This window comes from Acidovorax sacchari (assembly GCF_042847045.1).
Taxonomy (GTDB): Bacteria; Pseudomonadota; Gammaproteobacteria; order Burkholderiales; family Burkholderiaceae_C; genus Paracidovorax; species Paracidovorax sacchari.
Genome location: NZ_AP035783.1, coordinates 1,597,924 through 1,620,563 on the forward strand (window position 1 = coordinate 1,597,924; position 22,640 = coordinate 1,620,563).

The following is a 22,640-nucleotide window of genomic DNA, read 5'->3' on the forward strand; positions in this document are numbered from 1 at the left end:
GTCAGGACCCGGTGCGGCGCGCGGTGCGCGCCTGCATGCGCTGGCGCACCAGCCACTCGCCCGCGAACAGCGCACCCATCAGCACATAGGCGATCAGGCCGTTGTAGAGCGACCAGACCTCGCGCGAGGTGTAGAGGGCCGTATAGCAGGCGACGGCGCTGTTGAGGACGAAGAACCCGCACCACACCTGGGTGACGTGCCGGGTGTACCGCACGCCCGCGGGCGGCAGGTCGGGCTCGCGCAGGCGAGCGAAGCGTTCCACCATGGAGGGAGGCTTCACCAGCGACGCCCCGAAGAGACAGAGCATGCCCAGCCCCGCCACGCAGGGGTAGAGCCGCACCATGGTCTCATTGTTGGCGACGCCCGTGGCGAGGGACCATGCCAGCAGTCCCGCCGGGACCAGCAGTTCCGCACGGGACAGTCCCGAGAGGAAGCGTGCCGCCGCCTCGCGCTGGCGCAGCAGCAGCGTCGCCGCCAGCAGCAGGGCGACGTACCGCGGCTCCAGGTATTGCAGGCCGAAGTAGATCAGGCCGGGATAGGCGATCCATGGCAGGGCCTGCCACAGGGGGGCGAGGGGCATGGCGTCAGGCAGTGGCGGGCGTTTCCGCCGTCGCCAGCAGATGCTGCACGGTGGTGACGAGGTCGCTCACGGTGCGCACGCTCTTGAAGCGGTCCACCTGGATGCGCCGGCCGGTCATCTCCTGCAGCTTGATCGCGAGATCCACGGCATCGATGCTGTCGAGATCGAGGTCCTCGAACAGGTTCGCGTCCGCCGTGACGCGGGTGGCATCGATTTCGAAGGTCTCCACGAGGATGTCGCGGACTTGGTCCAGGATGTGCTGGGTATTCATGGGGCGTTTGCGAAAAAGGCGATGGGGGAAACGGGTCAGGCGAACTGGCGCCGGGATTCGATCAACTCCGCCAGGCTGCTGACCGAACTGAAGTGCCGGCGGTTCTCGGCATCGCCGGCCTCCAGCTGGATCTGGTAGCGCTTGCGCAGTGCGACGCCGATCTCCAGGGCGTCGATGGAATCCAGCCCCACGCCGTCGGCGGCGAAAAGCAGGGCGTCGTCCGCGATGTCGTCCGGGGCGGTGCCCTCCAGGTCGAGCGTCTCGATGATGAGGCGCTTGATCTCAAGCTTCAGTGAATTCATGGCGCTGTATTTCTCGGGTGAAATGGGTTTCCAGGGATTGGGTCAGGTGCCGGGCGGCGAGGGCCGGCGGTGCGCCGCCGGCATCGGCATGCAGCGGGGCCAGCGGCTCGAGCACCTCCACCCGCAGTTCGAAGCGCCGCGGGGGGATGCGGTACCACTTGTCCTGCTTGGTGAGCGTCGATGGCCGGCAGCCGATCAGCACCGGAACGATGGGAGCCCCGCTCGCGATGGCGATATAGGAGGCGCCGCGCAGGAAGTGCAGCGGCTGGCCGGGCTGGCTGCGCGTGCCCTCCGGGAAGATGATGAGCGGCTGGCCTTCCGCCAGGGCGCGCGTGCAGTCGCCCACCAATGTTTCAGGCTCCGAATTGCTGATGTAGCCGGCCGCCCGCACGGCGGCGCCGAGCACGGGGTTCTTCCAGAGGGCCTGCTTCACCACGCAGCCCGCCGTGGGCATGAGCGAGAGCAGCACCACTACGTCGATCAGCGTGGGGTGGTTGGCGAGTACCAGCGTGCCGCCGCAGCCGCGCAGCCGGTGCGCGCCGGAGACATGCAGGCGCATCACGCCCAGGGCTTCGGCGAGCCGCAGGAAGCCCGCGAACACGCGCTGGATGAGCCGGCGGGCATGCCGGATGCGGTCGGCTTTCCTGAAGAGCAGCAGGGCGGGAAACACCGCCACCGTCAGCAGCAGGCCGCCCAGGCCGAAGGCCGCGAAGCACAGGGCCGTGGCGAACAGGCGCCAGCCGTAGTCCCAGGTCCGCGTCATGCTGCGGGCCTCCTGTGCCATGTCCACCCCTGGCGCCCGTCCGTCCAGTGCGACTCCTCCGGACCGAGCAGGCACGGCAGAAAGGCTTCGGGCTGTGCGGTGGCGCTCGCGGCGCCAGGGGCGTCCGCCGTCTGCATGAACAGGCTTTCGGTCGCCTGCGAATCCAGCAGCAGCGCCAGCACCAGGGGGCGGGAGAGATCGCCTGCCACGGGCCCGTAGACGGGCGATGCCGGTTCGTCCGCGTACAGCAGCAGCACGGGGGACGCAGGGTCGTCGGCCCATTGCAGGCCGGCTTCCAGCAGTGCCATGCCGAACGTGCCTTCCGCGGCGGACACCGCGGTGGCGGGGGCGCGGTCCTGCCGGGCGATCGAATAGACGCCCGCGATGGCATTGAGCACCGACATGCTGAACGCCATGGGCGACAGTTCCTGCTCCTCGGCGAGCCCCTGCAGCATCTGCGTCGTGCGGCCCAGTTCGCCATGGCGGGATGCGAAGACGATGCGCACGCTGGGCAGGTGCCCCGCGCAGTCGTGCGCCACCTGCAGCGCCGCGCGGGCCAGCGCGCCTACCCGCCGCCGCATGGCGGGCTCGAGGAAATCCGCGCGGGGAGCGTCCTGCGCCGCTGCGTCACCCGGCGTGGGCCAGCAGGCCCAGCGCGCCAGGGGAACGTGCATCCTGAGAGCACCGGCGGCCGGCGCCGCATGGGAAAAGGCAGACATCGACATGCGGTGACCGACTCAGCGCCATGCAGCCGCCATCACCGCACCCGAGCGCAGGACCCGGGTGTGGAAGTTCCATTCACCCACGTCGCCGCACCGGTCAGGTGCCTCGATCAGCAGGCCTTGCGGTGAAAAGCGGATGCATGGAAAGGGCACGCTGTCGTGCATTCCCAGGCCGAGCGCCTTGACCAGTGCTTCCTTGCGGCACCAGTGCAGCAGCCCCTGCAGGGATTGCTGCTCCGGGTTCTCCCGCATCCAGGCGATCTCGGCGGGGTGCAGCGCCCATGGCGCGCCGGCCAGCCAGTCGCGGTGTTGGGGCTGCTCGATGTCGATCCCCACGCAGGCTGAAGGGGAGGTGGCGCAGGCGACCCAGCCGCCACTGTGCGCGATGCTGATGCGCAGATCCGGCACGCCCTCCAGGTAGGGCGCGCCCAGCGCGGTCTTGCAGATGCGTGGCGCCCGGCGGCCGGGGCAGGCGGGCAGCATGGCCCGCAGCACCCTGCGTGCGGCGCGGGACTGGGCGCTGCGCTGGGCCATGCGCGTGCGGAGCGTGGTGGCGCCCAGGTGCATGACCGCGATGTCGATGGCGGGGGCGGGCTGCGTTGCCGGGGAGGTCTGCGCGACAGGATGCGGCAGGACGGATCCGAAAAGCTCGAATCGAATGCGTGCGGACGACGGCGTGACGAATGTTGTTGTCGAATGGATCACAGCTTCGCCCCTCCCCTGTTATGCGCGCGAAGCTCTCGATTATCTTTTCAAATAGGTAATTTATTACAAAAAGTTAACAATATGGCTGAAATGCAACATTTGATCGGCTGTTGCTCAGTGCCGGTCGGCCGTTGAAACCACCCCCTGCGGCGCTTTGGAGAAGATCTCCGCCGCCCAGTCCACGAACGCCCGCACCTTCGCGCTCAGGTGCCGGTTGGGCGGGTACACCACATAGACCGGCAGCAGTGGATGGCTCCATTCGGGCAGCACGCGCACCAGGTCGCCGCGGTCCAGGTAGCGCTGGGCCTGCATGGTGGTGATCTGGCCCACGCCGCGGCCGGCGAGCAGTGCGGCCAGGTAGGCGTTGCTCTCGTTCACCGCGAGGCGCGAGGGCCCGCCGATTTCCAGCGATTCGCCGTCCCGGTGGAATTCCAGCGGGTAGCGCCGCGAAGTGCGCGGCGAGAAATAGATCACGCTCTGGTGGCCGCGCTCGAGGTCCAGCGGTTCGCGCGGCGTGCCGTGGCGCTCCAGGTAGGCGGGCGAGGCGACGGTGATGAATTCCAGCAGGCCGATGCGGCGCGCCACGAGCGACTGGTCGGTGAGTTCGCCGCCGCGTATCACGCAGTCCACGTTGTCGCTGAGCAGGTCCACGATGCGGTCGCTCACGCCCAGGTCGAGCTGGATGTCGGGGTAGCGCGCCTGGAACTCCTCCAGGTGCGGGATGATGAGCAGCCGCGCCATCGAGGTGCCCACGTCCACGCGCAGGCGGCCGCTGGGCGTGGCGCGCGCATGGGTCATGCTGGCCTCGATGTCGTCGAAGTCGGCCAGCAGGCGCACGGCGCGGTCGTAGTAGGCCGCGCCGTCGGGCGTGACGGTCACGCGCCGCGTGGTACGGTTGAGCAGCCGCACGCGCAGGCGCGCTTCCAGCGCCTGCACGTGCTTGGTCACGGTAGCTTTGGGCAATTGCAGGGAGTCTGCGGCGCGCGTGAACGTGCCGGCTTCCACCACCCGCGCGTAAATGCGCATGGCCTGGATCTGGTCCATGGCGTTCCTTCCTCGGTGCCTCTTCTCGGGCTGGCAAATTCTCACATGCGGCAAGGGCCCCGATTGTTCGTACTTTGGAAACAGTGAGGCCCGCATCGGCTGGTTTATCGTCGCTGTCCGCACGCCTACATTTGCAGCACCGGAATGTTTCCGGCCACACCACCATGCCTACCACCGCATCTTCCCGTTCCATGCCCGATGGCGCCCGTTCCGAATCCACCATTGCGGTGGCACCGGGGGGGCAGGACGTCGCCGTGCGGATGTACGGCCGCAGGAAAGCCGGCGAGACGTCGCCGCTGGTCGTGCATTTCCATGGCGGCGCCTTCGTGTCGGGCGACCTGGACAGCGGTTGCACCATCGCGGGGCTGCTGCAGGAAGCCGGGGCGCTGGTGGTGTCGGTGGCCTACCCGCTGGCGCCCGCGCATCCGTTCCCGCAACCGCTGGAGACGGGCTATGCCGTGCTGCAGTGGGCCTACCGCTACCGCACGCGGCTGGCCGGCACGGGCGCGCCGGTGTATGTGGCCGGGGAAGAGGCCGGCGGCAACCTGGCGGCGGGCGTGTGCCTCATGGCGCGCGACCAGTCCCATCCGCCGCTGGCGGGGCAGATCCTGGTGTCGCCGATGCTCGACCCCTGCGCCGGCACGCCGTCGCTGCGGGCCGCCACCGAAGGCAGCGACGCCTGCCGCTGGGCACAGGGCTGGGAGAAGTTCCTGCGCTGCGCGCGCGACGCGGAACACCCGTATGCCGTGCCCGGCACCGCACAGCGCCTGGCGGGCCTGCCGCCCACGCTGCTGCTGGTCGGCGACACCGACCCCATGCACGACGAAACGCTGGCCTATGCGGCACGGCTGAAGGCCGCCGGCCTGCCGGTGGAGCTGCATGTGCTGCGCAAGGCCGAGCGCTGGCCCGATGCGCTGCTGGAGCCCGGCACGCAGGCCTGTCCGTGCGCGGACGAGGCGCGCGAGCGGTTCCGACGATTCATGGAGGCCGGCCGATGTCCGGCTCCGCGCTGAATCCCCTGTTGGAAACCATACACCTCCGCCGCCACGGAAGGTATTGACCTCAACGATGGTTGAGGTTTGAGAATCCGGCCCCGTTGCCGTCTCCGCGCCTGGGCGCGGCTTGTCCCCCTCCGATGCATTTTTTCCGAGCCCGCGGGCCGGAGGGGGAAGGCTTTGCCCCGCCGGTGCGGGCCCCGCTTTTTTGCTTGCGACACCACCCGTTTTCAGACACATCCGAAGGATCTGCCATGCCGTCATCCCGACCCGTTTCCCTCTTCTCGCCCGCGCGCCGCTGGTGGACCGCTGCCGGCGCCGCGGCCGCCATCGCGGCCGGTGGCGGGGCCCTCTTCGGGCTCTCCGCCTCGCATGCCGAGGCGCCAGCCGCCGATGCCGCTCCCCCGGCCGTGCCGGTGTCCGTCGCGGCCGTGGTGCAGCAGGACGTCGCGCTGTGGGACGAGTTCTCCGGCCGGCTGGAGGCCGTGCAGCGCGTGGACATCCGCCCGCGCGTGGCCGGCGCCGTGCAGGCCGTGCACTTCCGCGAAGGCGCGCTGGTGAAGCAGGGCGACCTGCTCTTCACCGTGGACCCGGCGCCCTATGCGGCCGAGGTGGACCGGGCCGATGCGCAGGTGGTGGCCGCCCAGGTCCGCGTGTCGTACACCCGCAGCGAGATGGAGCGTGCCAGCCGCCTCTGGGAAGAGCACGCCATCGCCCAGCGCGAGCGGGACGAGCGCGTGAACGCCCAGCGCGAGGCCGAGGCCAACCTGCGCGCCGCCCAGGCCGCATTGCAGACGGCCCGCCTGAACCTGGGCTACACCCAGGTGCGCGCGCCGGTCGCGGGCCGCGTGGGCCGCATCGAGGTCACCGTGGGCAACCTCGTGGGCTCCGGTGCCGGCGCGCCGGTGCTGACCACGCTGGTCTCGGTGAGCCCGATCTATGCGAGCTTCGACACCGACGAGCAGATCGTGGCCCGCGCCCTGGAAGGGCTGCGCTCCGGCCAGAGCGCCCGCACGCTCATCGAGCGCATTCCCGTGCAGATGGGCACCGGCACCACCGGCGGCACGCCGCACGCCGGCCGCCTGCAGCTCATCGACAACCAGGTGGATGCGAGAAGCGGCACGGTGCGCGTGCGCGCCGTGTTCGACAACGCCGATGGCGCCCTCATGCCGGGCCAGTTCGCCCGCATCCGCATGGGCCAGGCGAAGAGCACCCAGGCCGTGCTGATCAACGAGCGCGCCGTGGGCACGGACCAGAGCAAGAAGTTCGTGATGGTGGTGGGCGAGGGCAACAAGGCCGAATACCGCGAGGTGCAGCTGGGCGCGCCGGTCGATGGCCTGCGCGTCGTCACCGCGGGCCTGAAGGCGGGCGAGCGCATCGTCGTCAACGGCCTGCAGCGTGTGCGCCCCGGCGCCGTGGTCGCCCCGCAGGAGGTGCCCATGGCCGCCAAGTCCGAAGTGGGCGGCGAGGGCGCGCAGGCGCGTGCCGCCGGCCGGCAGCCCGCGGCCTGAGCGCCGGGCTTCAGAGAGCAGAGAACGACACCATGAACCTCTCCCGTTTCTTCATCGACCGCCCCATCTTCGCCGGGGTGCTGTCGGTGCTCATCTTCCTGGCGGGGCTGATCGCCCTGCGGGCGCTGCCGATCTCGGAATACCCCGAGGTGGCACCGCCCTCCGTCGTGGTGCGCGCCACCTACCCCGGCGCCAACCCCAAGGTGATCGCCGAGACCGTGGCCACGCCGCTGGAGGAATCCATCAACGGCGTGGAAGGCATGCTCTACATGGGCAGCCAGGCCACGACCGACGGCGTGATGACGCTCACCGTGACCTTCGCGCTGGGCACCGACCCGGACAAGGCGCAGCAGCTGGTGCAGAACCGCGTCTCCCAGGCCGAGCCGCGCCTGCCCGAGGAAGTGCGCCGCCTGGGCGTCACCACGGTCAAGAGCGCGCCGGACCTGACCATGGTCGTGCACATGGTCTCGCCCAACGGCCGCTACGACATCGACTACCTGCGCAACTACGCCGTGCTCAACGTGAAGGACCGGCTCGCCCGCATCCCCGGTGTCGGGCAGGTGCAGATATTCGGCGGCGGCGACTACTCCATGCGCGCCTGGCTGGACCCGCAGAAGGTCGCGCAGCGCGGCCTTTCCGCGGGCGACGTGGTGGCCGCCATCCGCGGGCAGAACGTACAGGCCGCCGCGGGCGTGGTGGGCCAGTCGCCCGGCCTGCCGGGCGTGGACATGCAGCTGTCGATCAATGCCCGGGGCCGCCTGGCCACGGTGGAGGAATTCGGCGACATCATCGTCAAGACCGGTGCCGACGGGGCCGTGACGCGCCTGCGCGACGTGGCCCGGCTGGAGCTGGGCGCGGCCGACTACTCGCTGCGATCGCTGCTCAACAACGACCCGGCCGTGGGCATGGGCGTGTTCCAGGCGCCCGGCTCCAACGCGCTCGACATCTCGGCCAACGTGCGCGCCACCATGGCCGAACTGCAGAAGCACATGCCCGAGGGCGTGGAGTTCCGCATCGCCTACGACCCCACGCAGTTCGTGCGCGCCTCCATCCACTCGGTCATCCAGACCTTGCTGGAGGCCATCGCGCTGGTGGTGATCGTGGTGATCCTCTTCCTGCAGACCTGGCGCGCTTCCATCATCCCGCTGCTGGCCGTGCCGGTGTCGGTGGTGGGCACGTTCGCGGTGCTGCACCTGCTGGGCTTCTCGATCAACGCGCTGTCGCTCTTCGGGCTGGTGCTGGCCATCGGCATCGTGGTGGACGACGCCATCGTGGTGGTGGAGAACGTCGAGCGCAACATCGAGGCGGGCCTCTCGCCGCGCGAGGCCACCTACCGCGCCATGCGCGAGGTGAGCGGGCCCATCATCGCCATCGCGCTGGTGCTGGTGGCCGTGTTCGTGCCGCTGGCCTTCATCAGCGGGCTCACGGGGCAGTTCTACCGCCAGTTCGCGGTGACCATCGCCATCTCCACCGTGATCTCGGCGATCAACTCGCTCACGCTGTCGCCCGCGCTCAGCGCACTGCTCCTGACGGGCCACCACGAGCCCAAGGATGCACTCACCCGCGGCATGGACCGCGTGCTGGGCGGCTTCTTCCGGCGCTTCAACCGCGTGTTCCACCGGGGCTCCGAGGCCTACAGCGGCGGCGTGCGCCGCGTGATCGGCCGCAAGGCGCTGATGCTGGCCATTTACCTGGTGCTGGTCGGCGCCACGTGGGGCCTCTTCAAGGCGGTGCCGGGCGGCTTCGTGCCCGCGCAGGACAAGCAGTACCTGGTGGGCTTCGCGCAGCTGCCCGACGGCGCCACGCTGGACCGCACGGAAGACGTCATCCGCCGCATGGGCGAGATCGTGAAGAAGAACCCCAACGTGGAAGACGCCATCGCCTTCCCGGGCCTGTCGATCAACGGCTTCACCAACAGCTCCAACGCGGGCATCGTGTTCGTCACGCTCAAGCCCTTCGCCGAGCGCCGGCGGGCCGACCAGAGCGGCGGTGCCGTCGCGGGCCAGCTCAACCAGGCCTTCGGCAGCATCCAGGACGCGTTCATCGCCATGTTCCCGCCGCCGCCGGTGGCCGGGCTGGGCACGACGGGCGGCTTCAAGCTGCAGATCGAGGACCGCGCCTCGCTGGGCTATGGCGCCATGGACGCGGCCGTGAAGGCCTTCATGGCCAAGGCCTACCAGACGCCGGAGCTGGCGGGGCTGTTCACCAGCTGGCAGGTCAACGTGCCGCAGCTGTACGCCGACATCGACCGCACCAAGGCGCGCCAGCTCGGCGTGCCGGTGACCGACATCTTCGAGACGCTGCAGATCTACCTGGGCAGCCTGTATGCCAACGACTTCAACCAGTTCGGCCGCACCTACAGCGTGCGCGTGCAGGCCGATGCGCCCTACCGGGCGCGGGCGGAGGACGTGGGCCTGCTCAAGGTGCGCTCCGCCACCGGCGAGATGGTGCCGCTGTCGGCGCTGATGAAGATCGAGAACAGCTTCGGCCCCGAGCGCGCCATGCGCTACAACGGCTTCCTCTCGGCCGACGTGAACGGCGGGCCCGCGCCCGGCTTTTCGTCGGGCCAGGCGCAGGCCGCCGTCGAGCGCATCGCCGCCGAGACGCTGCCCCCGGGCATCAGCTTCGAATGGACGGAGCTCACCTACCAGGAGATCCTGGCCGGCAATTCCGCCGTGCTGGTGTTCCCGCTGGCCATCCTGCTGGTGTTCCTGGTGCTGGCCGCGCAGTACGAAAGCCTGACGCTGCCCATCGCCATCATCCTGATCGTGCCCATGGGGCTTATGGCCGCCATGGCCGGCGTGTGGCTCACCCGCGGCGACAACAACGTGTTCACCCAGATCGGGCTGATCGTGCTGGTGGGGCTGTCGGCCAAGAACGCGATCCTGATCGTGGAGTTCGCGCGGGAGCTGGAATTCGCCGGCCGCACGCCCGTGCAGGCCGCCATCGAGGCCAGCCGCCTGCGGCTGCGCCCCATCCTGATGACCTCCCTGGCCTTCGTGATGGGCGTGCTGCCCCTGGTGCTGTCCACCGGCGCCGGTTCGGAGATGCGCAGCGCCATGGGCGTGGCGGTGTTCGCCGGGATGATCGGCGTCACGGCCTTCGGCCTGTTCCTCACGCCGGTCTTCTACGTGGCCCTGCGCCGCCTGGCCGGCAACCGGCCGCTGCAGCAGCATGGCAGCCACGTGGCGCCGATCACCGACGCCGGCCAGGGCGCGCCGGGCCATGGGGCTTCGGCCCACCCCGTGATCGCCGCGCCGCGCGGCCTGCACGAATGAGACGGAGCTTTGCCATGACGATGTTTTCTCCTTTTGAATCCCTCTCGCGGCTGGTGCCGCTGGCCGCTGCCCTGGTGCTGGCCGGCTGCATGAGCACTCCGGCGGTGCCGGAGCATGCCGGCGTGGCCGTGCCTGCCGCCTTCAGCGAAGCCGCCGGCGCGGCATCGTGGACCACGGCGCCGCCCGCCGAGGCGCAGCCCCGTGGCGCGTGGTGGCTGGGCTTCCGCGATCCGGTGCTGGACGACCTGGTGCAGCGCGCCGGCAGCGGCAACACCAGCGTGCAGGAGGCCGCCGCCCGGCTGGCCGAAGCGCGGGCGCTGCTGCGCTCCGCCGATGCCAATCGCGCGCCGCAACTGGGCGCCTCGGCCGGCGTGGCGCGGCAGGCCGGCGCCAACACGGCCACGGGCGGCCCGGTGCCCGCCACGCTGGCCACGGCGGGGCTGAACGTGTCCTATGAACTGGACCTGTTCGGCCGCCTGTCGCAGGCCAGCGATGCCGCGCGGCTCGACGCCCGCTCGCGCGAGGCGCTGCTGCAGAGCGCGCGCCTGATGGCGCAGGCGGATACCGCCCAGGCCTATCTGCAACTGCGTTCGGTGCAGGCCGAGCAGGCCCTGGTGCAGGAGGGACTGGCCGCCTACCAGGGCACCCTGCGCCTGACCGAGCGCCGCTACCAGGCCGGCGATGTGGCCGAGCTGGACGTGGCGCGCGTGCAGGCCGAGGTGGCCGCCACCGAGTCCGATGCCCTCGCGCTGGAGCGCCAGCAGGCCGTGCTGACCCATGCGCTGGCCCTGCTGGTCGGCGAGGTGGCCACCGGCTTCACCGTGCCCCCTGCGGCCGGCGAGGCGGCGCTGCCCGTCATTCCCGCCGGCGTGCCGGGCACGGTGCTGGCGCGCCGTCCGGATGTCTCGGCGGCGCAGGCGGCCGTGCTGGCGGCGCAGGCCCGCGTGGGCGTGGCCCAGGCGGCGTGGTTCCCGGCCGTCACGCTCACGGGCAACGGCAGCTATGCATCGCCGGAACTGGGCGACCTCTTCAAGTGGTCGGCCCGCTCCTGGGGCATCGGTGCACTGCTGTCGCTGCCGCTCTTCGATGGGGGCCAGCGCCAGGCGCAGGAGGACGGCGCCCGCGCCCGGCTGGAGGGCGCGCTGGCTGCCCACCGCGGCCAGGTGCTCACGGCATTCCGCGAGGTCGAGGACCAGCTCAGCGCGCTGCGCCTGCTGGCCGGCCAGGCCGATGCCCAGGGCCGCGCCGTGCAGTCGGCGGTCCGCGCCACGCAGCTGTCGGATTCGCGCTACCGCAACGGCATGGTGAGCCAGCTGGAACTGCTCGATGCCCGCCGCAGCGAACTGCGCAACCGCCGCCAGGCCCTGCAGGTGCGCACCGCGCAGTACACGGCCACGGTGGGCCTGATCCGCGCGCTGGGCGGCGGCTGGGGAGACGATGGAGCGAAAATGCGGGAAGCAGACCGGCCGGTTGCACGCAACGGTTGAAAATTCCCGCAAGTTGGGTAACCCGGCGTAGCAAAGCGGGCCCGTGCCGGCGCTGGGGCGCCAACCGGCCTATAGTGCTTCTTTTTGTTGCCGGGCCGTGTCATAGGTCGCGGCTAGGATACGGGTCGCCGCCCGCCATGTCCGCGGCACGACCGGCCCGCCCCCCATTTCCATGTCCCTATCAGCTATCGCAGGAGCACACGCATGACGTATCCGAGCACACGCCTTTTCATTGCCGGTGAATGGCAGGATGCCGCCGATGGCAAGACCATCGCCGTGCACAACCCGGCCACGGGCAAGGAAATCGGCCGCGTGGCCCATGCCGGCCGTGCCGACCTGGACCGTGCCCTGGAGGCGGCCCAGAAAGGCTTCGAGGTCTGGCGCGACATCCCCGCCGTGGAGCGCGCACGCACCATGCGCCGCGCGGCGGCCCTGATGCGCGAGCGCGCCGAATCCATCGCCCGCATCCTCACCCAGGAGCAGGGCAAGCCGCTGGCCGAGGCGAAGATCGAGGCCATGGCCGCCGCCGACATCATCGAGTGGTTCGCCGACGAGGGCCAGCGCATCTACGGCCGCATCGTGCCGGCCCGCGGCAGCCTCGCCGTGCGCCAGCTCGTCCTGAAGGACCCCGTAGGCCCCGTGGCCGCGTTCACGCCCTGGAACTTCCCGATCAACCAGGTGGTGCGCAAGCTGGCCGCCGCCCTGGCGTCCGGCTGCTCCATCCTCGTGAAGGCCCCCGAGGAAACGCCCGCCAGCCCCGCCGAACTCATCCGGGCCTTCGCCGATGCCGGCGTGCCGGCCGGCACCGTGGGCCTGGTCTATGGCAATCCCGGCGAGATTTCCAGCTACCTCATCCCGCATCCGGTCATCCGCAAGGTCACCTTCACCGGCTCGACCCCCGTGGGCAAGCAGCTGGCGGCGCTGGCCGGCCAGCACATGAAGCGCGTGACCATGGAACTGGGCGGCCATGCCCCGGTGATCGTCGCGGACGACGCCGACGTGGAACTGGCCATCAAGGCCGCCGGCGGCGCGAAGTTCCGCAATGCCGGCCAGGTCTGCATCTCGCCCACCCGTTTCCTGGTGCACGAGAGCATCCGCAAGGACTTCGTGGCAGCCCTGGCGCGCCACGCCCAGGGCCTGAAGGTGGGCGACGGCCTGGCCGACGGCACACAGATGGGCCCGCTTGCCAACCCGCGCCGCATCGCGGCCATGGCCGAACTGATGCAGGATGCCGTGCAGCACGGCGCCCAGGTGGCGGCCGGCGGAGAGCGCATCGGTGGCGACGGCAACTTCTTCCAGCCCACGGTGCTGGACGACGTGCCCGTGTCCGCGCGCATCTTCAACGAGGAGCCTTTCGGCCCGGTGGCCGCGGTGCGCGGCTTCGAGAAGATCGAGGACGCCATCGCCGAGGCGAACCGACTGCCCTACGGGCTGGCCGGCTACGCCTTCACGCGCTCCCTCAAGCACGCCCACCTGCTGTCGCAGCGGCTCGAAGTGGGTATGCTGTGGATCAACCAGCCCGCGTCCCCGTCCGCCGAACTGCCGTTCGGCGGGCTGAAGGACTCCGGCTACGGTTCCGAGGGAGGCCCGGAGGCGATCGAGGCGCACCTGAACACGCGCGCGGTGTCCATTACCAACGTGTGACCGGACCGGCCATCGATCCCGGGGCAGCGATGCCCCGGACAGCCCCCGCGGACACCCATCCCGGGGGCTTTGTCGCATGGTGGGGCCTCCGGCAGGGCGGGCCGCGGCGGCGTTGTTTGCAAGAGGCGTTCCATCCTGCGGATTTGCAGGGGTGGAACCTGACGATACCTTGAAGACCGGTTGCCGGTCATGCACAGTGGGCCACTGTCACTCAGAATTCAGGCGGGAGAACATGTCAAACCACGGCGACGCAGACGATGTGCTGCACGTGGCCATCGTCGGCGGCGGGGCCCTGGGCCTCGCGTCGGCATACCACCTCATGCAGCGTGCGCGGCGCCTGGGGGCATTCCTGGACGTGCATGTCTTCGATGGCCGCGAGGCCCCGGAGGCGCACGGCCAGGGTGTCCTGGACGGCCCGGGGATGGCCGCTGGCCAGGCTCCGGCCGGTGGGGGGGATGGCGACCGCACGCCGCCGGATGGCAACGGGCTCGCCGTGCCGCTGATCCGTACCGTGCACCGCGCCGCCATGGCCCTGCGCGGCCGCATCCGGCTCGACTACTCCTGCGGGCGCTTCTTCGACGACTGCCTGCGCGACCCGGAAGCGATGCTCGACGAGGCGGCGCGCACGCTGTCGCTGTCCATCGACTGGCGCGATGCGCGCGTGCTGGATGCCCTCGTGCAGGTGCGTGACGGCTATTACTACCCCCTCATCTCGACCATGTTCCTCTGCGACCCTTCCGGCCCGCAGAACACGCCGGTGCAGGCGGCCCTGGAATACATCCGCTGGAAGGAAGACGGCCGTTCCCTGCCCGAAAACGATTTCACCGACGACGCGTCGCGCAAATGGGCGGAATCGCTGGCTGCGCACCTGGAGGAGCGGTCGGACGAGCAGGTGTCCGTCACCATCCGCTCCGGCGGCCGGCTGCTGGTGCGCGTGATGAGCGACATGGTGGAGGTGCTGCGCGGGGGCGAGTCCCGGATCTTCGATATCTGCGTCATGGCCAATTCGCCGGGCGACGCCCTGCGCGTGCTGGCCTTCGACGCCGCCACCGCGGCCTTCGGCGTACGGGTCGGCCGCATTCTGGACAGCGTCTGCGAGACCGACGACGAATCTGCCTGGTACGAGAGCGAGGGCATGCCATTCCCCCGGCCATCGGGCACGTCCCCGGGAGGCGCCAGCTGGCGGCCTGGAGAGTGGAACAGCGAGGTGCCCGGGAGCCCGTCCGCGCGGCCGCCGCCCACGCGGCCGGGGCCGGAAGACAAGGCCTGGGCCGCCTTCCGGCACCACGTGTTCGACGTGTCCGTGAAGGCCCGGACCGACATCCGGGCGTTGAACGAAGCCTTCGTCGAAGGCTGGCGCGAGGGGGAAGGGCGTGTCCCCTGCGCCGAGATACCGCCGCTGCTGTTCGTGGGCGGCTGGCCCTATGGCGCCGTGCTGCAGGAGCAGTGCATGGAGCAGGCCGAGGAACTGGGCAACTGGCTGTTGCCCGAGTAAGGCCCCCGCGGGGCGCGCGCCCCGGGGGAAGTTCCGTCAGAAGCGGTAGGTCGAGGTCAGCATGTAGGTGCGCCGCTGGCCGTAGAAGCAGTCGCCGCGCGCCAGGCACTGCGTGACCTGCACCTTGTCCGTCAGGTTCACCACGTTGAAGGCCAGCCGCCAGTCGCCGGCGTCGTACGACACCATGGCATCGGCGATGGTGGAGGACGGCGTGGTGATGGCGGTCGTGCCGGTCCACTGCGAGCCCGTGTAGCGCAGCCCGCCGCCCACCGTCCACTGCCCGCGGCCGCCCGTGCCGAAGCGGTGCGACAGCCAGGCGGAGGCCGTGTGCTTCGGCACGCCGGCCACCGGCTGCCCCTGGTCGCCCGCGTTGCTGCGCGAGATCTCGGCGTCGGTGTACGCGTAGGCCAGCGTGGCGTCCCAGCTGCGCGCGATGCTGGCCGTGAGTTCGGCCTCCAGGCCGCGGGCCTTGGTTTCGCCGATCTGCAGGTTGTTGCGCGGGTTGGCGGGATCGGTGGTCTTGCGGTTCTTCTCGCGCACCTGGTAGATGGCCGCATACGCCGAGATGCCCCGGCCCTCGGGCTGCCATTTCACGCCGGCTTCCCACTGCTGGCCGCGCTGGGGCTTGAACGGCGTGCCGTAGAAGTCCACGCCGCCCAGGGGCTGGAACGACTCCGAATAGCTCAGGTAGGGCGCCCAGCCGCCGTCCATCTGGTAGGTCGCGCCCAGGCGCTTGGTCCAGGCGCTGTCGTCCACGGCTGCCGCGGGGCGGCCCTCGGTGTCGGTCTTGGCCCGGTCGTGGCGCAGGCCGAGCGTGGCCGTCCAGCGGTTCCAGCGGATCTGGTCCTGCGCGTAGAAGCCCATCTGCTTCTGGCGCACGCCGGGCTGGCGTGCCAGGTCGGATTCGGATGGCGGCGTGAAGTTGCCGTACACCGGTGCATAGACATCGATGCCGCTCACGGTCTTGAACCACGAGGACTGGCTGGTGGCGTTGCGCTGCGCGTCCATGCCGAACAGCAGCGTGTGTTCGGTGGCGCCGGCACGCAGCTTGCCTTCGAGCTGCGTATCGACCATCAGCAGGCGGCTGGCGTTGCGCTGCCAGGAGGCATCGCGCAGCAGCGTGCGGTTGTCCGCCTCGAACACCGGGCGTGCCGGCCGGCCCGTGGCGCGGTTGGCGGTGAAGCTGGTGTACATGCTGCGGTAATCGACGTCGCTCACCGTGCGGCGCAGGTTCTGCCGCAGCGTCCAGGCGCCGTTCAGCTGGTGGCTGAAGAGGTAGCCCCAGGAATTGTTCTCGCTGTCGTAGGCGTCCCAGCCGGGCTCGCTGATGAAGGCCGAGGTCGGGATCTGGCCGTACGGGCTGGGCAGTTGCGTGCCCTGCCACGGGAAGAAGCCGATCAGCGAGCCGCTCTTGTCCTTCTGGTGCGTGAACTGCAGCGTCAGCGACGTGGCGGCGCTGGGTTTCCAGGTGAGCGTGGGTGCGAACACCTGGCGGTCGTCACCCACGTGGTCCACCTGGGAATCGCTGTCGCGGCCCACCGCCACCAGGCGGTAGAGCCATTGCCCATCCTGCGTGAGCGGGCCGGTCAGGTCGGCCGCGATCTGCTTGCGGGCGTAGTTGCCCAGCTGCACCTGCACCTCGCGCAGCGGCTCGGCCTGGGGGCGCTTGCTCGTGAGGTTGAGCACGCCGCCCACGCTGCCCTGGCCGTACAGCACGGACGACGGCCCGCGCAGGAATTCCACGCGTTCGAGCAGGTAGGGATCGGCCTTGATGTTGTTGTAGGTGCCATAGGTGCGCAGCAGGCCGTCCAGGTACTGCGTCACGTCGCCGCCGCGGGCCTTGAAGCTGTCCACCCGGCTGTCGAAGTAGTTGGACACCATGCCGGCGGTGTAGGCCGTGGTCTGGCGCAGCGTTTGCGCGCCCTGCGCCTCCATCTGGTCGCGCGTGACGACGCTGATGGCCTGCGGTGTCTCGATCAGCGGGGTATCGGTCTTGGTGGCCGAAAGGGCGCGGCGGGCTGCGAAGCCGGCGACGGGCCCCACGGGGTTTTCCTGCTGGCCATCGGCGCTCACCGTCACCGGGGCGAGCGTGGCTTCCGTGGCCGGAGCGCTGCCGGTGGCGGCGGCCTGCTGTGCATGCGCGGCGGTGGCGGCGCCCAGGGTGCAGAGTGTGGCGGCGGCCGCCGACAGGGACCGGACGAGCGCGCGCGGAGTGGCGCCGGGGCGGGAAGCGCGCCGGTGGGCGGAAGGGAGAAGGTCGAGGGATTGCGTCATGGCAGGCAATAAATGGGTCGCCCGCGCCACCGGTGCGGCGTGCGGGAGGAATGGCGGAAAAACGGGGAGGCGCACCGCGCCGGGCGGCGTGGCGCGCGGCGCCGCAGGGGTCAGCGCGCCGGGGCGGCCGGCAGGGCGGGCGATTCCATGCCCTCGGCCTGGGCGAAGGTGAGCGTGGTGAGGTAGGACGTCTCGCCGTACTTCTCGCCGTTGCGCTCGCCGGCGGCCGGGTCGGAGTGCTTCACCTCGGCCACATACTGGCCCTTCCACGGCAGGGCGAACCGCACCGTGCCGTCCGCGCCGGTCACGGCCTCGCGGGCCCATCCCGAGGGCGCGGCCAGCGTCACCTGGGCCTTGGGCAGCGGCTGGCCGTTGAACACCACGCGCAGTTCGCCCGCGCGGCCCGTGGGCACCACGTCCAGCGGCGCCGTGGCCGCGACGGGGCGGGACAGGTCCGCGACCCAGCGCGCGGCGGGGCGCCAGAGCAGCGCGGGCTTGCCCCCCTTGCTGCGGTCGATCACTGGATAGGGGGCTTCCGCGAACAGTGTCTCGGCGGCGCCGGGCAACGCATAGGCGAAGGCCGTGGCGGTGCGCCGGCCTTCCACGGGCGTGGCCGACGCCGCACCCGGCGCATGGGCCTGCAGCACCGGAATGCCCTGGAACTTGTCCAGCGCGCCCGGCGATTTCTCGAGCAGGTTGTCGGCATATTCGCCGAACTGCAGCCGTGCCTGGCCGTTGCCGGCTTCGAGCCACACCTGGTGGGCCTGGGCACCGGCAGCGGCGCAGGCGGCGAAGAGGGCGGTGGCCCAGGGGCGGAAGGACGATGGCATCGGTTGGCTCCTTGAAAGGTGGAAGGGTCGATAAAAAAATGCGGCGGCGCGCCGGAGGCGCCCCCGGCTGCGGGGACTGGCGGCGAGGCGGGGGACTGCGGCCGGACCGTGGCGGCCGGTGCCGGTCAGCCCGTGGCGTGCGGCCCCAGGGCGGCCGTCAGTGCCGCCCACAGCACCGCCAGCGCCAGGGCCGCGGCCCAGAGCCTGGGCAGGCGCCGCGGCCACCAGGTGGCCGCTGCAGTGGCGCCCAGCGCCGACACGGACAGCGCCACGGCCCACCAGGTGACCGACAGCGGCACGCTGGCCATGCGCGGCCATGCCACGGCCAGAACCAGCGACAGGCCCAGCACGGCCCATCCGCCACGGCGCAGGGCACGCAGCCGCGCCGGGGTGCCTTCGCGCCCCCAGGCGTCCTCGTGGTGCCGGTCCATGCCCAGCGCGATGCCGGCCCAGCCGGCGAAACACAGCAGCAGTTCGAGCATGGCGGTCAGGCTCCCTGCGCGGGCGTGGTGCCGGACGCTGCCCCCGGCTGCGCGGCGGCGCGCGCCGCCTTCGGCGCGGCGGTCGCGCGGCGCCGCAGCAGATGGCGGGCCAGGGCGCCGAACACCAGCCCGGCGGCCAGGAACGACAGGTCCATGCCGGCCCAGGCCCATTCGCCCGCGGGCAGCGTGATGCCCAAATGCGCCGAGGTGGTGGCCGCGTTGATCACCGGCAGCGCCGCGAACAGCGCGCCCGCGGCGCCCAGCAGCAGCGCCCAGCCGCGCCGGTCGGGCCGCAGCAGGCCCACGGCCAGGCCCGCGCCCCACGTGCCGAAGAACCAGGCGAGTTCCGCGTCGGCGCGCCCGGGCGTGGACAGGGGCAGCAGCCGGTTGGCCGCGAGGAACGCGGCGACCGCCAGGGGCAGCCCCCCCATCAGGCCCACGTTCAGGCTGGCCACCAGTCGCTCGCCGAAGGGCAGGCCGGCATCGCCCGGCTTGCGCTGCGCCTGCGCGCGCCGCTTCACCGACCAGAGCACCAGCCCGGAAGCGATCATCAGGCTGCCCAGCACGCCGAAGCCGAACAGCGCCCAGCGCATGCCCGGTCCCGCGAAGCGGGCGAGGTGCAGCCCGTAGAGCACGCGGTAGGTCTTGATCGCGGGTGTCTGCGGATCGATCAGCGCGAGCTGCCGCGCCGTGGCACCGTCGAAGCGCAACCGCGCGGGCCCGTATTGCAGCCGGTCGCCATCGTGCCGCGTGACCTCCACCACCGTGCCGTCCGCGTCGCGGCGCGCCGAAATGTTGCCGATGCGGGCATCGCCCCAGGTGCGATGCGCCCCCGCCACCATCGTGGCCAGGTCCAGCGCCGGCAGGGGGGCGGCCGCTTCTGCCGCCCCGCGGGCCCGCCGCGCGCTGCGTGCGCCCGGCTCGTCGCCCTGCATCTCCGCGAAATAGGCCTGCGAATCGGTACCCTTGGGCGTCGCGTAGGCGGCCGCGATGCCGGCGGGCATGTAGAGCGTGTGGAAGATCATCAGCCCGCTGAAGGTGATGACGAGGTAGAACGGCAGCGCCAGCACGCCGGAGACGTTGTGCGCGTCCAGCCAGGCGCGCTGGCCGCCCTTGGTGGGCCGGAAGGTGAAGAAATCCTTGAAGATGCGCCGGTGCGTGACCACGCCCGTGAGCAGCGCGATGAACATCAGCAGCGTCGCCACCCCCACGATCCAGCGCCCCTGCAGCGCCCAGCGGCTCTGGTGCGCCGTACGCAGTTCGAAGTGGAAGCGGTAGAAGAATTCACCGCCCATGGTCTCGCGCGTGCCGATGGATTGGCCCGTGGCCGGGTCCATGAGCAGGGTCTGGAAGCGGCCGTTGGCACTGTCGCGCCAGAGCACCGTCACGGCGGGCAGGCGCTCGTCCGGCAGGCGCATGATCCATTGCGTCACGCCCGGCGCATGGCGGTGCAGCGCCGCCTGCGCCCGGTCCGCCACGTCGGGGCTCGTGGCCGCCAGCCCGTGCATTTCCGGGCGCATCCAGAGATTGAATTCGCTCTTGAAAAAGCTCAGCGTGCCGGTGGCGAAGATGGCGAAGAGCAGCCATCCCAGCACCAGACCCGCCCAGGTGTGGACCCAGGACATCGCCTGCCGGAAGCCCTCGCGCGCGGGCGCCACGGCGGTGCGCGCGGTGTCGTTCGCTGCAGCCGTCATGCCGCGCCTCCCCACAGGCGCGGAGCGGCCACGCAGGCGCCCAGCAGCAGCGCGGGCACGGCCACCCCGGCCCATGCGGACCACGCGGTGCGCGCGTAGAACGCCCAGGCCACCGCGCCGGCATACACCAGCCACGAGAACATCGTCGCGGCCAGCACCGCCTCCACGCGCGGCATCGCCAGCGCGAGGGCGAGCGCGCCGGCCGCCGTGGCGGCGGCCGCGAGCGCATAGCCGCCGGCCGTGGCAGCCAGCGCGCGCGAAGCGATGGCCAGGCGGTACTTCCAGAAAGGACGGGTGGGTTTCATGGCAGCGGCTTCCGGGCGGTCAGAAGGCGTAATCGAGCGTGACCTGCAGCGCGCGCGCCTCGCCCGGCGTGACCGAGGTGAAGCCCGCGGCATTGCTGGTGCCGTCGAGGTAGTAGCGCTTGTCCGCGGCGTTCTTCAGGTTGGCCTGCAGCCGCAGGCCGCCGGCCATTTCGTAGCCCACGGCCAGATCGGCCACCGTGTAGCCCGGCAGGCGGCGCCGGTTGTCGTTGGCCAGGAACTTGTCGCCCTGGTGCGTGAGGCCGCCGCCCACCCACAGGCCGGGCACCGCGGCGATGCGGTACTGCGTCCAGAGCGATGCCGTGCGCTTCGTCGCCAGCGCCACGCGGTTGCCCACGTTGGCGCCGGCCACCGTGTCGGCCAGCACCTTCGGGTCCATGAAGGTGGCCTGGGCGGAGACCGTCCAGCCCGGCGCGATGCGGCCCTTGGCCTCCAGCTCCAGGCCGCGGATGCGCTGGCGGCCCGTGAGCACGGAATAGCCAGGGTTGGCGGGATCGCTGGCGGGACTGTTGGTGAGTTCCAGTTCGAACAGCGATGCCGTGGTCAGCAGGCGGCGGGACAGCCATTCCTGCTTCACGCCCACCTCGATCTGCTTGCCTTCGGATGGCGGTGCCGCCACGTTCCCCGCGAGCAGGGTGCCCACGTTGGCCTGGAAAGAGCGCGCATGGCTCACGTAGAGCATGCTCTCCGGCGTGGCCTCCCAGCTCAGCGCCAGCGAGGGCTGGGTCTTGCTCGCGTCCAGCTGAGGCTTGACGTAGCGGTCCTTCAGCCGGTCGTGGCGCAGGCCGGCGGTGAGCGCCCAGGGGCCCCAGGCCATGCGGTCCTGCACGTAGATGCCCGGGTTGCGCGTATCGCTGGCAACCGCGGGCGCGCCGGTGGACGCGGCGGGCGGGGCGATGCCCGTCACCGGGCGCGACAGATCGACGGCGGGCAGGGTGCCCGTGCCGCTCGCGCCGTAGCGGCTCTCCATCGCGCGCCAGTCCACGCCTGCCAGCACGCGGTGCTCCACCGCGCCGGTGCGCCAGCGGCCGCGCAACTCGGCCAGCACCGTGTCCGAGGTATAGCTCTGCCCCGGCGCCAGCCAGTAGCCGCGCGCCACCCGGCCGGCGGACACACCCGACAGCATCGGCAGCAGCACGTCGCGCTCCGTCTCGTTGCGCGACACGTACAGGCGCGCATCCAGCGCATCGGTGAAGCGGTGCGTCAGTTCGCTCGCATAAAAGCGCATGCGGCCCTGGGTGGTGAGCCAGGGCTCGCCGTAGAAGCGGCTTTCGTCCACTGCATCGGCGCTGCGCGGGTCGGATGGCACGGGCACCGGCAGCCCGGGGTATGAAGTGGTTTCCAGGCGGTAGGTTTCGGCCTGCACCCGCCAGCGCGTCTGCGGCGAGATGCGCCACTCCAGCGCCCCGCCCAGGCCGCGCTTTTCCGGGGTGATGCCGTCCACCGCGCTGCCGCCGCGACTGGCCCCGCCGGTCAGGCGGTACAGCAGCGTGCCTTCGGAATCGATCGGCCCGGTCAAATCGAACTCCCCGGAGCGCCAGCCGTAGCTGCCGGCGCCCAGGCGGACGGAGCGCAGCGCCTCGGCCTGCGGCTGCTTGCTCACGTACTGGATCAGCCCGCCCGGCGCCACCTGGCCGTATTCCAGCGCCGCGGGCCCCTTGATCACTTCCACCCGGTCGATGTTGAACAGCGGCGGGTCGATCAGGTGCATGAACTTGGCGCCGTCCCGCAGGTAGTTGTAGGTGTTGTTGGCCCACAGGCCGCGCACCGAGAACTGCGAATAGGAACCGTAGTACTCGCTGCGCGAGGCCACGCCGGAGGCGTTGCGCAGCACCTCGCGCTCGGTGGTGGCGCCCTGCTGGTCCAGCGTCTCGCGCTCCACCACGCTCACCGAGCGCGGCGTCTCCAGCACCGACAGGCCCAGCCGCGATGCGCTCTGCGCGCGGCGTGCGGGCGTGCCCGCCTCGCCGGAACGCTCCGCGTTCACCTGCACTTCGCCCAGCGCCGCAGGACGCTCGTCCCCGGCCGGCGCCTGCGCGCGTGCGGCCAGGGGCGCCGCCGTGAGCAGCACGGCACCGCAGTACAGGCCCGCCCGGGCCAGCGCGGTGCCGGAAGGGCCGCCCCGGCACGTGGCGCGGCGGGGCAGGGGAGGGGTGGAGACAGGGGAGGACAGCATGGCGGCAGACTTCGGGACGGCAAAAAGACCTGAGTGCGCTGGCTGCCGGGGCGCGACGGCCTTG

At 71.1% G+C, this 22,640-nt stretch carries 19 protein-coding genes; 6 read left to right on the forward strand and 13 right to left on the reverse strand.

Going from position 1 to position 22,640, the window contains the following annotated elements:
• Position 1 precedes the first annotated feature (1 nt).
• The 7 genes from ACGHC0_RS07230 to ACGHC0_RS07260 form a co-directional block, all read right to left on the reverse strand.
• The gene (locus ACGHC0_RS07230; protein WP_368354589.1) at positions 2-580 is read right to left on the reverse strand and encodes a hypothetical protein; all 579 of its coding nucleotides are present in this window, start codon (positions 578-580) and stop codon (positions 2-4) included.
• A 4-nt stretch (positions 581-584) separates the two neighbouring features.
• Complete coding sequence (locus tag ACGHC0_RS07235) at positions 585-851, reverse strand: acyl carrier protein (protein ID WP_368354590.1); 267 nt, start codon at positions 849-851, stop codon at positions 585-587.
• Positions 852-886: 35 nt separating this feature from the next.
• Positions 887-1,153 carry a phosphopantetheine-binding protein gene (locus tag ACGHC0_RS07240; protein WP_107171941.1) on the reverse strand — a complete coding sequence of 89 codons (267 nt, stop codon included), beginning with the start codon at positions 1,151-1,153 and terminating at the stop codon, positions 887-889.
• On the reverse strand, positions 1,134-1,916 hold the full coding sequence (locus ACGHC0_RS07245) for a lysophospholipid acyltransferase family protein (RefSeq protein WP_368354591.1): 783 nt from the start codon (positions 1,914-1,916) through the stop codon (positions 1,134-1,136). The genes ACGHC0_RS07240 and ACGHC0_RS07245 overlap by 20 nt, the downstream gene beginning before the upstream one ends.
• On the reverse strand, positions 1,913-2,590 hold the full coding sequence (locus ACGHC0_RS07250) for a beta-ketoacyl synthase chain length factor (RefSeq protein WP_368354592.1): 678 nt from the start codon (positions 2,588-2,590) through the stop codon (positions 1,913-1,915). Before ACGHC0_RS07250 ends, ACGHC0_RS07245 begins: the two co-directional genes overlap by 4 nt.
• A gap of 63 nt (positions 2,591-2,653) precedes the next feature.
• Entirely contained in the window at positions 2,654-3,343 is a 690-nt protein-coding gene (locus ACGHC0_RS07255) for a 4'-phosphopantetheinyl transferase family protein (RefSeq protein WP_368354593.1), read from the reverse strand.
• 114 nt (positions 3,344-3,457) lie between these two features.
• Positions 3,458-4,387 carry a LysR family transcriptional regulator gene (locus ACGHC0_RS07260; RefSeq protein ID WP_368354594.1) on the reverse strand — a complete coding sequence of 310 codons (930 nt, stop codon included), beginning with the start codon at positions 4,385-4,387 and terminating at the stop codon, positions 3,458-3,460.
• A 164-nt stretch (positions 4,388-4,551) separates the two neighbouring features.
• Between ACGHC0_RS07260 and ACGHC0_RS07265 the strand changes: the two genes are divergently transcribed.
• The 6 genes from ACGHC0_RS07265 to ACGHC0_RS07290 all read left to right on the forward strand — a co-directional run bounded on the left by ACGHC0_RS07265 (position 4,552) and on the right by ACGHC0_RS07290 (position 14,797).
• A complete protein-coding gene (locus tag ACGHC0_RS07265; protein ID WP_415267800.1) occupies positions 4,552-5,400 on the forward strand; it encodes an alpha/beta hydrolase in 849 nt (282 codons plus the stop codon).
• 236 nt (positions 5,401-5,636) lie between these two features.
• Complete coding sequence (locus tag ACGHC0_RS07270; RefSeq protein WP_415267801.1) at positions 5,637-6,893, forward strand: efflux RND transporter periplasmic adaptor subunit; 1,257 nt, start codon at positions 5,637-5,639, stop codon at positions 6,891-6,893.
• 32 nt (positions 6,894-6,925) lie between these two features.
• Positions 6,926-10,171, forward strand: coding sequence for an efflux RND transporter permease subunit (locus tag ACGHC0_RS07275; protein ID WP_415267802.1), 3,246 nt, complete (start codon positions 6,926-6,928; stop codon positions 10,169-10,171).
• 14 nt (positions 10,172-10,185) lie between these two features.
• On the forward strand, positions 10,186-11,658 hold the full coding sequence (locus ACGHC0_RS07280) for an efflux transporter outer membrane subunit (protein ID WP_415267803.1): 1,473 nt from the start codon (positions 10,186-10,188) through the stop codon (positions 11,656-11,658).
• Positions 11,659-11,862: 204 nt separating this feature from the next.
• Positions 11,863-13,302, forward strand: a complete 1,440-nt coding sequence (locus ACGHC0_RS07285; protein WP_368354599.1) for an NAD-dependent succinate-semialdehyde dehydrogenase — start codon at positions 11,863-11,865, stop codon at positions 13,300-13,302.
• Between the two features lie 232 nt (positions 13,303-13,534).
• Entirely contained in the window at positions 13,535-14,797 is a 1,263-nt protein-coding gene (locus tag ACGHC0_RS07290; RefSeq protein ID WP_368354600.1) for a hypothetical protein, read from the forward strand.
• 36 nt (positions 14,798-14,833) lie between these two features.
• Here the strand turns inward: ACGHC0_RS07290 and ACGHC0_RS07295 are convergent, their stop codons facing one another.
• The 6 genes from ACGHC0_RS07295 to ACGHC0_RS07320 all read right to left on the reverse strand — a co-directional run bounded on the left by ACGHC0_RS07295 (position 14,834) and on the right by ACGHC0_RS07320 (position 22,576).
• On the reverse strand, positions 14,834-17,071 hold the full coding sequence (locus tag ACGHC0_RS07295; protein WP_415267804.1) for a TonB-dependent siderophore receptor: 2,238 nt from the start codon (positions 17,069-17,071) through the stop codon (positions 14,834-14,836).
• A 110-nt stretch (positions 17,072-17,181) separates the two neighbouring features.
• Positions 17,182-17,901: a DUF4198 domain-containing protein gene (locus ACGHC0_RS07300; RefSeq protein ID WP_368354602.1), complete on the reverse strand. Its 720-nt coding sequence runs from the start codon at positions 17,899-17,901 to the stop codon at positions 17,182-17,184.
• 125 nt (positions 17,902-18,026) lie between these two features.
• Positions 18,027-18,383: a DUF3325 domain-containing protein gene (locus ACGHC0_RS07305; RefSeq protein ID WP_415267805.1), complete on the reverse strand. Its 357-nt coding sequence runs from the start codon at positions 18,381-18,383 to the stop codon at positions 18,027-18,029.
• Positions 18,384-18,388: 5 nt separating this feature from the next.
• Positions 18,389-20,077, reverse strand: a complete 1,689-nt coding sequence (locus ACGHC0_RS07310) for a PepSY-associated TM helix domain-containing protein (RefSeq protein WP_415267806.1) — start codon at positions 20,075-20,077, stop codon at positions 18,389-18,391.
• Positions 20,074-20,382, reverse strand: a complete 309-nt coding sequence (locus tag ACGHC0_RS07315; protein ID WP_368354604.1) for a DUF3649 domain-containing protein — start codon at positions 20,380-20,382, stop codon at positions 20,074-20,076. The genes ACGHC0_RS07310 and ACGHC0_RS07315 overlap by 4 nt, the downstream gene beginning before the upstream one ends.
• 19 nt (positions 20,383-20,401) lie before the next feature.
• A complete protein-coding gene (locus tag ACGHC0_RS07320) occupies positions 20,402-22,576 on the reverse strand; it encodes a TonB-dependent siderophore receptor (RefSeq protein WP_415267807.1) in 2,175 nt (724 codons plus the stop codon).
• Positions 22,577-22,640: the final 64 nt, after the last annotated feature.